The sequence below is a fragment of the Anaerocolumna xylanovorans DSM 12503 genome (assembly GCF_900143645.1).
GTDB classification, from domain to species: domain Bacteria; phylum Bacillota; class Clostridia; order Lachnospirales; family Lachnospiraceae; genus Anaerocolumna; species Anaerocolumna xylanovorans.
Genome location: NZ_FRFD01000003.1, coordinates 790177 through 804565, shown reverse-complemented (window position 1 = coordinate 804565; position 14389 = coordinate 790177). Strand labels below are relative to the sequence as shown.

At 38.7% G+C, this 14389-nt stretch carries 15 protein-coding genes; 9 read left to right on the top strand and 6 right to left on the bottom strand.

Features of this window, described 5'->3' with window-relative positions:
- Positions 1-58 precede the first annotated feature (58 nt).
- From larE to BUF11_RS24910, 4 genes are all read left to right on the top strand, one after another.
- On the top strand, positions 59-862 hold the full coding sequence (gene larE, locus BUF11_RS03365) for an ATP-dependent sacrificial sulfur transferase LarE (RefSeq protein ID WP_073587356.1): 804 nt from the start codon (positions 59-61) through the stop codon (positions 860-862).
- A gap of 173 nt (positions 863-1035) precedes the next feature.
- Positions 1036-1767: a polyphosphate polymerase domain-containing protein gene (locus BUF11_RS03360; protein WP_073587908.1), complete on the top strand. Its 732-nt coding sequence runs from the start codon at positions 1036-1038 to the stop codon at positions 1765-1767.
- Positions 1749-2426: a DUF4956 domain-containing protein gene (locus tag BUF11_RS03355; protein ID WP_073587355.1), complete on the top strand. Its 678-nt coding sequence runs from the start codon at positions 1749-1751 to the stop codon at positions 2424-2426. Before BUF11_RS03360 ends, BUF11_RS03355 begins: the two co-directional genes overlap by 19 nt.
- A 27-nt stretch (positions 2427-2453) precedes the next feature.
- Complete coding sequence (locus BUF11_RS24910) at positions 2454-4487, top strand: carbohydrate-binding domain-containing protein (RefSeq protein ID WP_073587354.1); 2034 nt, start codon at positions 2454-2456, stop codon at positions 4485-4487.
- Positions 4488-4566: 79 nt separating this feature from the next.
- Here the strand turns inward: BUF11_RS24910 and BUF11_RS03345 are convergent, their stop codons facing one another.
- Both BUF11_RS03345 and BUF11_RS03340 read right to left on the bottom strand, forming a co-directional pair.
- Positions 4567-4926 carry an arsenate reductase family protein gene (locus BUF11_RS03345; RefSeq protein WP_073587353.1) on the bottom strand — a complete coding sequence of 120 codons (360 nt, stop codon included), beginning with the start codon at positions 4924-4926 and terminating at the stop codon, positions 4567-4569.
- A 36-nt stretch (positions 4927-4962) separates the two neighbouring features.
- Positions 4963-5679: a M48 family metallopeptidase gene (locus BUF11_RS03340; RefSeq protein WP_073587352.1), complete on the bottom strand. Its 717-nt coding sequence runs from the start codon at positions 5677-5679 to the stop codon at positions 4963-4965.
- Between the two features lie 289 nt (positions 5680-5968).
- Here BUF11_RS03340 and BUF11_RS03335 point away from each other — a divergent pair, with 289 nt between their 5' ends.
- On the top strand, positions 5969-6394 hold the full coding sequence (locus BUF11_RS03335) for a CBS domain-containing protein (RefSeq protein ID WP_073587907.1): 426 nt from the start codon (positions 5969-5971) through the stop codon (positions 6392-6394).
- 231 nt (positions 6395-6625) lie between these two features.
- Entirely contained in the window at positions 6626-7567 is a 942-nt protein-coding gene (locus BUF11_RS03330; protein ID WP_073587351.1) for an AAA family ATPase, read from the top strand.
- Between the two features lie 85 nt (positions 7568-7652).
- Here the strand turns inward: BUF11_RS03330 and BUF11_RS03325 are convergent, their stop codons facing one another.
- The 4 genes from BUF11_RS03325 to BUF11_RS03310 all read right to left on the bottom strand — a co-directional run bounded on the left by BUF11_RS03325 (position 7653) and on the right by BUF11_RS03310 (position 11192).
- Entirely contained in the window at positions 7653-8591 is a 939-nt protein-coding gene (locus BUF11_RS03325; protein WP_139243256.1) for a hypothetical protein, read from the bottom strand.
- Positions 8592-8822: 231 nt separating this feature from the next.
- Positions 8823-9824, bottom strand: coding sequence for a LacI family DNA-binding transcriptional regulator (locus BUF11_RS03320; RefSeq protein ID WP_073587349.1), 1002 nt, complete (start codon positions 9822-9824; stop codon positions 8823-8825).
- Between the two features lie 90 nt (positions 9825-9914).
- Positions 9915-10232, bottom strand: a complete 318-nt coding sequence (locus tag BUF11_RS03315) for a glycoside hydrolase family 16 protein (protein ID WP_073587348.1) — start codon at positions 10230-10232, stop codon at positions 9915-9917.
- Positions 10233-10631: 399 nt separating this feature from the next.
- Positions 10632-11192 carry an HD domain-containing protein gene (locus tag BUF11_RS03310; RefSeq protein ID WP_242952303.1) on the bottom strand — a complete coding sequence of 187 codons (561 nt, stop codon included), beginning with the start codon at positions 11190-11192 and terminating at the stop codon, positions 10632-10634.
- 331 nt (positions 11193-11523) lie between these two features.
- Between BUF11_RS03310 and BUF11_RS03305 the strand changes: the two genes are divergently transcribed.
- From BUF11_RS03305 to secF, 3 genes are all read left to right on the top strand, one after another.
- Positions 11524-11949: a hypothetical protein gene (locus tag BUF11_RS03305; protein WP_073587347.1), complete on the top strand. Its 426-nt coding sequence runs from the start codon at positions 11524-11526 to the stop codon at positions 11947-11949.
- Between the two features lie 131 nt (positions 11950-12080).
- A complete protein-coding gene (gene secD, locus BUF11_RS24670) occupies positions 12081-13349 on the top strand; it encodes a protein translocase subunit SecD (RefSeq protein ID WP_073587905.1) in 1269 nt (422 codons plus the stop codon).
- Positions 13346-14323: a protein translocase subunit SecF gene (gene secF / locus BUF11_RS24665; RefSeq protein WP_242952302.1), complete on the top strand. Its 978-nt coding sequence runs from the start codon at positions 13346-13348 to the stop codon at positions 14321-14323. Before secD ends, secF begins: the two co-directional genes overlap by 4 nt.
- Positions 14324-14389 lie beyond the last annotated feature (66 nt).

Here is a 14389-nt window from a genome sequence, read left to right as displayed (position 1 = left end):
ATTAGTTTACTGACAATTCATAGATGAATAGTTATGTTTATGCACGAAAGGAGATTATATGGATTTACATGAAAAGTTTGAATTATTAAAGAAGAATCTTTCTGCTCTTGACAGCCTGTGTATTGCTTTTTCCGGTGGTGTTGATTCTACTTTTTTATTAAAAGCAGCTCACGATGTATTAGGAGATAAAGTGCTTGCTGTGACTGCCCGTTCTTTCTCCTACCCGGAGAGAGAATTTAAGGAGGCGGTAGAATTCACAAAAAAACATGGGATTTTACATGAAGTTATTCTATCCGAAGAGCTTGATGTTGAAGGCTTTTCCGATAACCCGGCCAACCGCTGCTATCTGTGTAAAAATGAATTATTTGAAAAGATAGATAAAATTGCAAAAGAAAAAGGTATCGCCTATATTGCAGAAGGTTCTAACATAGACGACTTAGGTGATTACCGCCCCGGTCTGACGGCAGTATCTGAACATAAGGTCTTAAGTCCTCTAAGAGAAGCCCAGCTGACAAAAGAAGAGATTCGTTCATTGTCAAAGGAATTAGACCTTCCTACCTGGAATAAACCTGCCTTTGCCTGTCTCTCTTCAAGATTTCCTTATGGTCAGAAGATAACCAAAGAAAAGCTGGAGATGGTTGATAAGGCAGAACAGTTCTTATTAGATCATGGCTTTCGCCAGGTCCGTGTAAGACATCATGGAGATATTGCACGAATTGAAATCAGCCAGGCAGAAATGGAGAAGTTTTTAAATCTTGAACTTATGAAAGAGGTTGGCGGATACTTTAAAACTTTGGGATTTCCCTATACCGCCTTGGATTTAAAGGGTTACCGGACCGGCAGCATGAACGAAACATTATAAGCTTAATACAGACAGATAAGAATCCCTATGGCTTTCCTGCAATGTATACTTTTGCAAAGGAAAGCCATAGGGCTTCTTTTCTGTTCTTCTTTGAGTTCATAGAATTTACATATATTTTACACAGACGAAACAAATATTTAACTTATCCTATTCTTAAGGAAGGAGCAATGCTTATGAACGAAATAAAATCCAACAATACCTTTGAACGTATAGAAAAGAAATACCTGCTTTCCAGTAAAGATTATGATTTACTAAAGAACAGGCTTCTGCCTTATATGAAAATGGATCAATACGGTCTCCATACTATCTGCAATATTTATTTTGATACGGAAAATTATGAACTGGTACGCAATTCCATTGAAAAACCGGTTTACAAAGAGAAGCTTCGCCTTCGAAGCTATGGAGTACCCACAGGCAATTCCAAAGTCTTTTTAGAAATCAAAAAAAAATATAAAGGAATCGTATACAAAAGAAGAGTTTCTATTACTTTAGAGGAAGCCGTCAGATATCTTGGACATGGAATCAAACCAGCCATAGACAATCAAATTTTAAGAGAAATTGATTATTTTATTCATTTTTATAAGCCTATCCCAAAAGTTTACCTGGCATATGACCGGATTGCACTTTATGGCATTACAGATCCTGATATCCGGATTACCTTCGATCAGAACATTAGAAGCCGTTTAACAGACCTTGACCTTTCTAAAGGAGATTATGGAAAATACCTTCTTGACCAGAGCAATGTATTAATGGAAATAAAGGTCCCTGCGGCTTATCCTTTATGGCTTGCAAACATTTTATCAGATTTAAGGATTTATCCCGCATCTTTTTCCAAGTACGGAAATGTCTACAAAGAGAACTTATTAGAAGAAAGGAATGAAAGCTTATGTTTACAAGCATTATAGATTCCGTAACCGGAAGCCTCACAATAGAGTCAGCATTAATATGTACCGTCGCATCACTGGTGTTAGGAGGTATTATCGCACTGATCTATATGGTCCAGGGTTCCTATACCAAGAGCTTTATTATTACTCTTATTCTTCTGCCTGCTTTGGTACAGGCTGTGATTATGGTAGTAAACGGTAACCTGGGTGCCGGCGTTGCGGTCATGGGTGCTTTCAGCCTTGTACGTTTTCGTTCCATTCCCGGAAGCTCAAAGGAAATAAGCAGTATCTTCTTTGCTATGGTAGTCGGGCTTGCTGCCGGTATGGGATATGTGACCTATGCTGCTCTCATAACGGTAGTGATTGGTCTCGTACTCTTCCTTTTATCCCGCTTTAGTTTCGGCGAAAAGAAAGGTAACATAAAAGAACTCCGTGTTACAATACCGGAGAACCTGGATTATACAGACATATTTGATGATATTTTTAAGAAATATACCAAATCTTCCACTCTTACAAGGGTAAAAACAACAAACCTTGGAAGTATGTATGACTTATTCTATGAAATCGAACTGCAGGAAAATGCAAAAGAAAAAGAAATGATTGATGATATCCGCTGCAGAAACGGCAATCTTACGATTGTTTGCGGCAGAATACAGCAGCCTGTCAACATGGAATTATAACCCCTACGGAAAGGAAAGGTAAAACACATGGGAATACGCCCCAAACTAAAAAAAGGCTTATGCCTCTTCTTAATACTAAGCTTGTTTTTATTTACCGGCTGTACCGACAAGAAAGACAATTCTTCAAGTGAAAGTGCTGCCGGTACACAGGATAAAACCACCGCAGACACAAGCACAAATACAAAAACAGCAACGGTAAGCACTGTTAAACAAACCACCGGTGAATACAGTGACAACGATTTGGATGCTTCCTGGGATGAAGCTTCTGCAATAAAAATGACCTTTGATAAACAAAACATAACCAGCAGTGATGGCAGCGTTACAATTAAGGATAATACTGCTGCTATCAAAAAAGCAGGCACTTATGTATTAAGCGGAACTTTAACAGACGGCAGCGTTATAGTTGATGCCGGTGATGATGACAATGTTAAACTTGTGCTGAACAATACAGATATGACAAGCAGTACTACCGCTCCCCTCTACATCAAAAATGCCAAAAATGTTTACCTGACCTTGGCAGAATCCAGTGTAAATACCATTACGGATGCTTCAAAATATGTGTATGCCGATGATACAACGGATGAACCCAGTGCTGCCATTTTCTCAAAAACTGATCTTACTATTAACGGAAGCGGCGCCTTAAATGTAAATGGAAACTACAACAATGCCATTCAGAGTAAGGATGACTTAAAAATTATAAACGGAACTCTTACTGTAACCTCTGTTGATGACGGTATCATCGGAAAGGATTCCATCTCCATAAAAGGCGGTACTATCACGGTAAATTCTACCGGTGATGCTATCAAATCCACAAATACTGAGGATACTTCCAAAGGTTTTATTATCATTGACGGCGGTACCTATAATATTACCAGCGGTACTGACGGTTTTCAGGCAGAAACGAGCCTTATTGTAAATGACGGCAGTTTTAATGTCACTACCAACGGCGGCAGTGCAAATGCTGCACCCAAGGCCCAGGATGATTTTGGAGACGGTTTCGGCAAAAAACCAGATCAAAACTCCTCTGACTCTGCTGCTACTGACTCTTCCGCTACCTCCACAGAGGAAGAAAGCTCCAGCGCTAAGGCCTTTAAATCAGCTTCTGTTTTAACCATTAACGGCGGCACCTTTACTGTTGACAGCTCCGATGACAGCTTCCACAGTAACGGAACCCTTACCGTTACAGACGGTACCTTTACCATTTCCTCCGGTGATGATGCGATGCATGCAGACTCTGAACTTACTCTTTCCGTCGATAAATTAGATATCAAAAAAAGCTATGAGGGTATTGAAAGTGCAAACATAACCATAAACTCCGGTGATATTACCCTAACATCCAGTGATGACGGCATCAATGCATCAGGCGGCAGCGAAAGCTCTTCTGCAGCCAGTAATGACAGGGGCGGTTTTGAATCAAACGGAAATGCAGTACTTACCATTAATGGCGGTACTATTACAATGAATGCGGATGGAGATGGCTTAGATGCCAACGGTTCCATAACAATGAATGACGGAACCATCTACCTGTCCGGTCCCACCAATAATGGAAACGGCCCTTTGGATTATGACACTGCCTTTACAATGAATGGAGGAACTCTGATAGCAGCCGGAAGCTCCGGTATGGCACAGGCTCCTTCAGATGGTTCCAAACAGCCTTCTGTGGCTTATGTCTTTGACAGTGCACAAACAGGAGGTACCAAGATAAGCTTAGCGGATACAGACGGAAAGGAAATGATATCTTATACCCCTGAAAAGAATTATCAATATGTCCTTATATCCTCTCCTCTTTTAGAGAAGAACAAGAAATACACTCTATCCTCCAATGGCAGCTTAGTATACACCTTCACTATTTCTGATACCGTGAATGCCAACACAACCCTTCAGACTACCGGTGGTCCCGGCGGCTTTGGAGGCGGCAATGGCGGCGGACGCGGTCAGGGCAGCAACGGCAGTCCAAATGGAAAGTTTGGAGGAAATACTCCTCCTGATATGCCAAACGGCAGCGATTCCGGTACGGATGGAGGCACTTCAAATAATACGGACAGCGGTTCCGGCACCTGATAGAAAATAATAACTTTAAAAACAAAAAGTACTATATCTTTTAAGCTGCTGTGCAAAAAAGATATGGTACTTTTGGCTATTACTTCTGTTTGTTATAGGCTCCTCCCCATTCTTCTTCCTTAAAGCCTACAAGTATCTTATCATCATCAACAATCAAAGGCCGCTTTACGAGCATTCCATCGGTCCCAAGAATGTTATACTGTTCCTCTTCTGTCATCTCCGGCAGCCTGTCTTTTAGTCCCAACTCCTTGTATACCAGGCCGCTGGTATTAAAGAAGCGTTTCAAAGGCAGTCCGCTTTTTTTATGCCACTCCCTGATTTCCTCATGGGTTGGATTATCGGTCTTAATATCTCTTAATTCATACTTAACATGATTATCATCCAGCCATTTTTTAGCCCTTTGGCACGTTGTACATTTGGGATACCATAATAATACCATAAACATTCCTCTCTTTACTTATATTTTTATCAGATGCTAATAGAAAGAAAAATACCCTCCGTTTTTCTTAAGCCAGCTTCTTCTTTCCTTATAATCCGGCAGAACTTTCTCTACCTCCTTCCAAAAGGAAGGTGAATGATTCATATACTTTCTATGTGCCAGCTCATGGACCACTACATAATCAATTACCATTTCCGGCATCATAATAAGCTTCCAGTTAAAATTCAGATTTCCTTTGCTGCTGCAGCTGCCCCATCTTGTTCTTTGTTCTCTTACCGTGATCCTTTTATAATCCGTCTGCATCTTAACGCTATAATAAGATGCCTTTCTTTGTAAGGTTTCCTTCGCATATTTGCGGTACCAGCCGGTAATACATTCTCTTAAAAACTCTGTGTCTTCCGACATAGTTTCTATGGTAAGGGTACGGCTTCCATCCGGGCTTTTTCTATAGTAAACCCCTGCCGTTTCTCTGCTTCCCTGCTTCTTTATAACCAGCTTTATATCCCCTAATACAAAGGGAAGAACTGCGCCGTTATAGTAACTTTCCGGTCTTTTCTCCACCGGGCAAAATTCTTTGTATTTTTTATATAATTTGAATTTATTATCTTCAATAAGTCTTCTTACTTCTAAATCCGGTAAAAAAGACGGTACACGGGCTATTATTTTTCCCTCTGCTTTTAACTCAAGGACTGCGCTTTTTCGCTTGGAATAGATAACCTGAACCGTAAATTCTTCTTTTTCAATAGTAAACATTACCTCTTTTAGCAGTATTTTCCGCCTCCTTTCTATCCTGAACTGCTTTATTCATTTTCTATAGGTGCAATTATAGCATAACTTAGCTTCATTATCCAATAATAAAACAGCCTTTGCATGGGTATTCTAAGAATGTAAGTAATAAAGTCAAAAGAGAATTTAGCGATAGAAAGGATGTAAGGTTGAAAGAAAATATAAATTACAGAAAGGATGCCGCAATACGATTCTTTCAACCTTCTTATTTGCGGCAGTACCGCAGGCATGCCTGTGGTATGCAATGGGTGTAAAAATGAAAGTAAAAGATATTATGTCAACCGATATAGCAAGTGTTTGCTGTGAAGATAGTGTAGAAAAATGTGCCCAGCTGATGAAACAGCATGATGTTGGTTCCATTCCTGTGTGTGATAACGATAAGGTTGTCGGAATCGTTACTGACCGTGATTTAACTTTACGCAGCATTGCAGAAGGGCAGAATTGGAAAGACCAAAAAGTATCAGATGTCATGACAAAGAATCCTTCTTTCGGAAGCCCTGATATGAATGTAAAAGATGCTGCTGAAATTATGAGCAGAGAGCAAATCAGAAGGCTTCCCATTGTAGAGAACAATTCTCTTGTAGGTATTGTAGCTTTAAGTGATATCTCCCTGGAACCTTCTCTTTCTGACAGAGCCGAGGATACCCTTAGAGATATCTCAAAGCCGAATCATTTCCACTAAAATGTTGTGAATGACAGAAGAAGCCCTATGGTAATATGTTCCCCTTCCGGTGCGCAGCAGAAAACTATGGGCTTCTTTTGTCAGGATTAATTTTACTCTCTCTATTCCAGTTTAAGGAAAATATTAGAAATAACTAATGTTTTTTTAATCTTTTTATGCTATAATGGATACATGTTTTGAACATTATGTAAACATATAAAAATTACATTATGGCAGAAAGGAACTTATTAAATGTTTGAAGAACTAAATAAAAAGCTGGAAGAAAACCGCCTTGGAATAGGCAAATATCAACGGCTTGGCAATAAGCTTAACGATTACCGCAAGCAGCTGGACGGTTTAGAAACTAAAAGGACCGAATTAAAGCAGCAGTTTGAAAAAGAGGAAAATGACTATAACAACTTGTCTAAAAAAAGTTTAAATAATCTGCTTCTGGAGCTGCTAAATAAGAAAGAAAAAAAGGAAGCAAAAGAATATCAGGAGGCCGTAGCCGTTAAGCTGAAACTTGAAGAGGCTGAAAAACAGATTGCAAATATCCTTCTTGCCATACGCAATCTGGAGGAAGAGCGGGTATCCTTTGCAGGCTGCGAAAATACATATAGAAAGCTTTATGAACAGAAATACAAGCTTATGGCAGAAAATGTCCCCATAAACTCTGAAAAGATAAAAACTGCTGAAGAACAGATTCATTCTCTTTCGCAAAACCTTACTGAAATTGATGAGGCTGTAAAAGCCGGTAATTTAGTCCTTAACAAAATAAAGGATACGGAAGAAAGCCTTGATGATGCTCACGGCTGGGGAACCTTTGATTTGCTGGGCGGGGGGCTCATAAGTGATATGATGAAATATTCCCATTTGGATGATGCAGGGTGTTACATAAGTGAAGTCCAATCTCTTTTACATCAATTTCATTCCGAACTTTCGGACATAAAAATGGATGAGAATATCAATATCCAGATTGACGGCTTTACAAAGTTTGCAGATTATTTCTTTGACGGATTACTGGCCGATTGGATGGTGCAGTCAAAAATCAATTCATCCATCTCTTCTGTCGCAGAGCTTCATTCCAAAGTTGACAGCGTATTATCTAAACTAAAGCAACTAAAGAGTGTCACAGAAACCTCTCTGCAGCAGGCAAAGCTGGAATTAGAGAATTTCGTTCAAAACAACGCATAAGAAAGTGTAAACTTTTCTATTTACAAGCATTAAACCAGCCTATCCCCAACAGAGCTTTAGGCTGGTTTAAATTTTAGATTTCTAATCATTTTATATACTTTTTATATACTACTGTCCATGAAGGAGAATAATCTGCATATTTTTCTTTCATATCCTTAAATTTCGTTAAGTAGACTCTGCCGGAACCATCCAGATTACATCTCCCTATACGCTCACCACTGAATTCACCTTCACCCGCATATTGCCGGTTTAAGTAATAAATATGCTTCCCTTTCAGCATAACTTTGTAAGCTTCTCCGACAGACACTTTTTTACTTCCGTCTAAGTTAAACATATATATACTGGAATCCATTAAAGAACTCAAATATTCTTTAATGAAAACTTTGTTAGAATCAATTATAACCTCATCAAGACTGCTTTCTCCCGACATCATATACTTTCCCGTTTTTGCTTTTAAATTGTACGAATAAAAATCACTTCTAGCGCCTCCGTCAGGAGAACAGTAATAAATATACTCATTTTTCAATCCTTTCAGGCTTCCAAACGCAGGTAAAGTTAATTTCTCTGTCGTATTATTTGATAATTTTATCAAATACAAATCATAACTGCTTTTATTGCCAATATACTTGTCATAGGCAATATAATCAGCCGTCATATATACCCTATCAACATCCTCTGCTATATTCTTGGTTTTTTTAGTCGTTATATCATAATAGCATAAGTTCTTACTATCATTATAATACCTTGAAAAATAAAGTTTTTTACTGCTTTCTCCATAAAATCCGCAAAAGTCATTGCTCATTTTAACACTTTTGCATGTTTGTGAATCTAATAAATAGGCCGCATAATTGTCTTTTGCATATATTATATATTTTCCATTTATTGATATATAGATCACTTTTTCATCAATTACTGATTTTTTGAGGCTGTTATAAATTGTGTATTGGGAATCATTATATTTTATTTGAATACTATTTATTTTCTTGGAAGAGACCACATTACTATACTCTTCGGCTTTTGCCAATACAAAGCTTTTATTTGCCAGAGACAAAAGCATAATAATAACCAGAAGTCTTATTCCATATGTATTTTTTCTAATATTGTTTCTTTCCATAATTACCTCCCGAGTGAAAATTCAGCTCTCATATTTTACCATAGCTTTCATCTTTTACAAATTACTAACGAATAAAAGTAACCGAAAAGCAAAGTTTATGTTTCCGGTTACTTTTTATAAATATCATTCTTTTTAATGATACTATCCTATACGCAGCTTACAGGAATCTCTGATTACCAAAGCAGGTGACAGCCTGAATACTCCGCCCTGAACGCTCTCTTCACTTTGTATTAACCTTATTATTTCTGTTGTTGCGTAAGATCCCAGTTCTGCAACCGGACTGTGTACGGTAGTGATGGCGGGGGTATTATATTTGGCAACCGTACTATCATCAAAACCAACGATACTGATATCATCCGGTACTTTGATGCCTGCTTCCGCAAGAGCTCTGACGCATCCCCATGCCATTTCATCATTACTGCAAAAGAATGCCTCCGGAAGCTTGATCCCTTTTAACAAGAACACTCTCATCTCACTATAAGCCAGTGCTTCTTCAAAATAGCCTCTTAGGATAATTGACTCTTCAATAGGAAGATTATATTTTTTTAACACATTTTCATAAGCTTTATAGCGGCTTTCATCATCAAAGTTAGAGACACCATGAAAATATCCGATTCTTCTATGTCCCTGCTTTATCAAGTATTCCATGGCACAGGTTGCACCTTCCATACTGTCTATGATAACACTGGACATCTGCTCCGTACAGTATTCTCTGTCAAGAAATACAATGGGCACATGTGCCATGGCAAGTCTGTTAATATACTCCTGGGATAAATGTTCGTTAAATACAATTACTCCCTCTACACCTGAAGAAATTATCATACTATAGATTTCTTCGCTGGTATTTTCATTGCTGATGTAAATATTCAGCTGATATCCTTTTAACTTACACTGCAAATGTACAGCCTGTATCAGGTCTTTATAAAAATCACCCTGGATACTGGTTAAAAACAAACCTATTGTATTCTTTTTATTGGATTTTAAAAACTTTGCATTCATATTCGGAACATAATGAAGCTTTTCAGCCGCATCCAATACCCTTTGGCGGGTTTCTTCGCTTACCACATCCACATTGTTGAGTACATTGGAAACGGTAGATATTGCTACTCCTGCTTCCTTGGCCACATCCTTTATTGTTACCATTATGGTTTCTCCATTCACCTTTCCATTTTTATTCTCTGCAATGTTCCTTCTTCTAATTTACTTGATAATAAAGTTATTAATTTCATCACTTTAATAAACTCTTACATAGTCTACTTCCATCCTCTGCAGGAAAACGGAAGGGTCAGCACCCTTCACTCCGCCCCAATTGCCACCTGCCTCTATATTTAAGAGCAGATGCATTTTCCTATCAAATGGCCATTCTTTATAAGAAGGATTTTGTTTATAATCAGTGGGTTTGAAAGTGAAATAAGCTTCACCATCCATAAGAATCTCTATCTTATCCGGAAGCCATATAAGGGAATAAGAGTGAAAAATAAACTTCCACTCCCCCTGATTTTGTATGCGTGCTATAGCACGCAGATGGGAGCCAAATATGAAAGCCCTCACTGACACCTTTTAACTGCTTCGCAGCTGTCTTTTGTGTATCCGCAACATGATTATAAGACTGTGTATGTATAGATGCGTAAATTGTATCCTGATTATACCCTACATGCTCCATAATGTCAATTTCTCCTGTGCCCTTCGGAAGTTTGCGCAAACATCAATTTTACCATACAGCATGGCTCCCTTATTCTTTGCTATAAGCCTGGCTGTGGTATAATCCAATCCTTCTTTTAATTCAGAAAAATCGTCTTACCTTTCAATCTGTTTCAGAAAATGAAAACGCAAAAATAAAGCCTCCGGAACCTTTCATTTCAGATGAACTTCCGGAGACTTTCCTATTTTGCTGTTATTCAATTTTATGCCATGACCTGATTGACCCATCTATAAAAGACTCCTGGCCATTTATGCAACTTTTAAGTAATCGGCATATTTTCCCGCCAGTCTTCGATAGGCATTACTGTTTGCTATTTCATACAAAGAACATACCTTATCAACCAGACACACTATAATACTCTCCCTATAAATGGGCGGACAGGGTGTCAGCGGAAACATATGCTTTCGTATTATATCATCCTCTACCTTGTCAAGATTTTTAATCTTTAACGCATTATGCCATGCGGCTTTTGGATGCTTTAACCCATGCAGTCTGTGACTCTTATCCTTTACATGCCAATCATAAAATACATAATCATGAAGCAATGCACCAACTGCCAGGCATTCATAATCACATTTAAGCCGCAGCAACCTGGCTATCCGCATACTATAATAGGCAACTGCTATGCTGTGCCAGAAACAGCTGGTTTTATTATGCTGAATGTAATCATCTAATTTTTTATAATCTCCTATACGTATAAGCCACAAGATTTTATGGAGGAGCAAATCCTCTATATCCCAAGTCCATTCTTCCATAGCAACCTCTTTATTACCCTCTTTCCTGAATACATCCTTTAATTTATTTTTCAAACTAAACCCTTATGCATATCGCAGGCTTGCCAGTAGATTGCTTGCAATCTACACGATACTGCCTGAATAAAAATTGAAAAATGCATTGCATTTTTCAAACTAAACCCTCATGCATATCGCAGGATTACCTGCGATACTGCCTGAATAAAAATTGAAAAATGCATTGCATTTTTCAAACTATCTCCTACGGTTAAAAATGCTCTCATTTGGATATCATTTTTATAAAATACTACAAAAACCAATATACAAATGCACCGATTTGTGGTATTTTATAATAGTGGCGTCTTGTGGCAAACAAGGCGTTAAATTCTGGTAAAGGAGATAGCTGTCTGTGAAAAGTAAAAAGAAAAGCTTTCGTCAAGCTGTACTAATTATTATTCTCATAATAACCTATTCTTCCTTTTCCGATTGTTTTTATACCGGTACTTCTTCCTCTCACCACGATGACATGCTTATTAATACGCAAGGGTTACCAAGCAACAGCCCTTATGTTTTTTATTATCATCTTCCCTCAATGCCTTTAGAAGAAACCTATGCAAGTTTGCTGCTAAAGGTTCCCTACCGCCTCATTACATACCGTCCGGGTACCACAACCGGTATGCTTCATGTACTTTTGTCCAATAACTTTTCCATATTGGTTATTATGGCCGTACTCTTTTTGAAGCATTCTGCAGGGGACAAGCCCAGACTGTATTCTCTCTTACCCCTTAGGGGGCACGGGCCACCTAAAGAAAGACTTATATTCAGTCTATCATAAAAATGTGAATAAAGAATGAAGATTCTGCAAATCTTCCATTCTACTGTCTGGAGCCGGGAACCTTCAGGCCATTCACTCTGTGCAAAATGCTCAGTAATAATGAAAAATATGCAGAAAGAAAGGATTCAGAAATGAAAAACAAGAAACCCGTATTTTTTATTGTTTTATTAGTAGCCTTAATTATGACTTACACTGCAATCTTTGGTGTACAGATAGGCTCTTTTAAAATTAAAGGCGCTCCCGATATCCGTTTCGGTATTGATATCCGCGGCGGTGTGGAAGCAGCTTTCCAGGCGGCTAATCTGGACCGTAAACCTACAGGAAAAGAATTAGAGGCTGCCCGTTCTGTTATCGAAACAAGACTTGATAACAAGAACATTCTCGACCGTGATGTAACAATTGACAAGGATAACGGATACATTATCGTACGTTTTCCCTGGAAATCCGATGAAAAGAACTTCGATCCCGACAATGCAATTGCTGAATTAGGAGAAACCGCTCTTTTGACCTTCCGTGATGATGACGGCAACGTATTAGTGGAAGGCTCCCATGTCAGCAACAGCTCTCCCGAACTGAACAAACAGACGAATAAGTATGTAGTAAGTCTTTCTTTCGATGAAAAGGGTACACAGCTGTTTGCAAATGCCACCCAGAAGCTTGTCGGTAAAAACATAAGTATTTATATGGATAAAACCCTCATTCAGACAGCAGTTGTCAATGAAGCGATTCCAAGCGGTAAAGCAGAAATTTCCGGTAATTTTACGTATGATTCCGCAAAAGCACTTTCCGATAAGATCAATTCCGGTGCTCTGCCTTTCTCCTTGATTACCAAGAACCATAATACCATAAGCCCTACTCTTGGTTCCGGTTCCCTGAATGTCATGCTTGATGCAGGTATTATTGCCTTTGCCATTATCTGCGCACTCCTTATGATATATTACAGAGTACCCGGATGTGTGGCATGTATTTCCCTGTTAATCCAGACCTCAGGCCAGATACTTGCTCTTTCCATTCCGCAGATGACACTCACACTTCCCGGTATCGCCGGTGTTATCCTTTCCATTGGTATGGGTGTAGATGCAAACGTTATTGTATCTGAACGTATCAACGAAGAAATTCGATCCGGTAAAACGGTTCGCTCAGCTATCGCTTCCGGTTTTAAAGGTGCCTTCTCTTCTGTTTTTGATGGTAACATAACCGTGCTGATAGTTGGTATAATCCTTCTGAAATTTGGCTCCGGTGCATTACTTTCCTTTGCTTATACCCTGCTTACCGGTATCTTCTTTAACTTCGTAGCAGGTGTTACTGCATCAAGGCTAATGATACGCTCCTTAAGTGAATACAATGCATTGCGCAAGCCTTCCCTTTATACTTGCTTTTCAAGGAGGAGAACACTATGATTAACGAAAATAATATGAACACCACCTTATCCGTTACTCCCACCAGCAGTAAAAGTATGCACTTTTTTAATAAGCGCTATATCTTTTTTGCAATTTCACTGACAATTATGCTGGTTGGCCTCATTAACCTGAAGTTATTTGGCGTACAGCTGGATATCCAGTTCAAGGGCGGGGCTATGCTGAAATATTCATTTACCGGTGATGTAAATGCGGAGAATGCAGCTGATATTGCTTCAGATTTGCTTGGACGGCCGGTAACCACACAGATTACCAAGGATATGAAAACAGGTGAACAACGACTGGTTCTTAATATTGCCGGTAATTACGGCGTAGATGCAAAAGAACAGGTAAAGTTCGATGACTCATTAAAAGCAAAATTTACGGACAACAATTTAACCCTGGCTGAATCCTCCATGGTTGAACCCTTTTTCGGTCATAAATTCCTGACCAACGGTATTATTGCTATTGTACTTTCTTTCGTCCTGGTAATGGCTTATGTATGGTTCCGTTTTAAGAAAATTGGTGGCCTTTCAGCCGGAGTTATGGCCATCGTAGCCTTGATTCACGATGTTTTGGTGGTATTCTTTACCTGCGTTGTATTCAGAATACCCATTGGAGACTCCTTTGTAGCTGTTGCACTAAGTATCATCGGTTATTCCGTAAACGATACCATCGTTATTTATGACCGTATACGTGAGAACCACGACCTTCATCCTAAGTTAGATTATGAGACCCTTACTGATTTGTCCATCTCACAATCAATTACAAGATCTTTAAATACCAATTTTGCCGTATTTTTAAGCGTAAGCCTTGTATACATCATGGCAACATTAAACAGTCTTGATTCTATTCAAAGCTTTGCACTTCCTATGGCAATCGGTTCAATAAGCGGATGCTATTCAACCATCTGTATTGCAGGTCCTCTTTGGGTTATGTGGCAGAATCGTAAATTAAAAAAGGCCGGAAGCAGATAATAAAATTAAAATTCTATTTTTTATAAGTTCCCGATAACAGAAAGCAGTAATAGTACTTTTGTACTA

Bases quoted from the DNA above. Each gene is read 5' to 3' on its own strand.
- BUF11_RS03360 (WP_073587908.1), top strand. From the start codon at position 1,036: ATGAACGAAATAAAATCCAACAATACCTTTGAACGTATAGAAAAGAAA.
- BUF11_RS03330 (WP_073587351.1), top strand. From the start codon at position 6,626: ATGTTTGAAGAACTAAATAAAAAGCTGGAAGAAAACCGCCTTGGAATA.
- BUF11_RS03345 (WP_073587353.1), bottom strand. From the start codon at position 4,926: ATGGTATTATTATGGTATCCCAAATGTACAACGTGCCAAAGGGCTAAA.
- larE (WP_073587356.1), top strand. From the start codon at position 59: ATGGATTTACATGAAAAGTTTGAATTATTAAAGAAGAATCTTTCTGCT.
- BUF11_RS03355 (WP_073587355.1), top strand. From the start codon at position 1,749: ATGTTTACAAGCATTATAGATTCCGTAACCGGAAGCCTCACAATAGAG.
- BUF11_RS24910 (WP_073587354.1), top strand. From the start codon at position 2,454: ATGGGAATACGCCCCAAACTAAAAAAAGGCTTATGCCTCTTCTTAATA.
- BUF11_RS03320 (WP_073587349.1), bottom strand. From the start codon at position 9,824: ATGGTAACAATAAAGGATGTGGCCAAGGAAGCAGGAGTAGCAATATCT.
- BUF11_RS03335 (WP_073587907.1), top strand. From the start codon at position 5,969: ATGAAAGTAAAAGATATTATGTCAACCGATATAGCAAGTGTTTGCTGT.
- secD (WP_073587905.1), top strand. From the start codon at position 12,081: ATGAAAAACAAGAAACCCGTATTTTTTATTGTTTTATTAGTAGCCTTA.
- BUF11_RS03340 (WP_073587352.1), bottom strand. From the start codon at position 5,679: ATGTTTACTATTGAAAAAGAAGAATTTACGGTTCAGGTTATCTATTCC.
- secF (WP_242952302.1), top strand. From the start codon at position 13,346: ATGATTAACGAAAATAATATGAACACCACCTTATCCGTTACTCCCACC.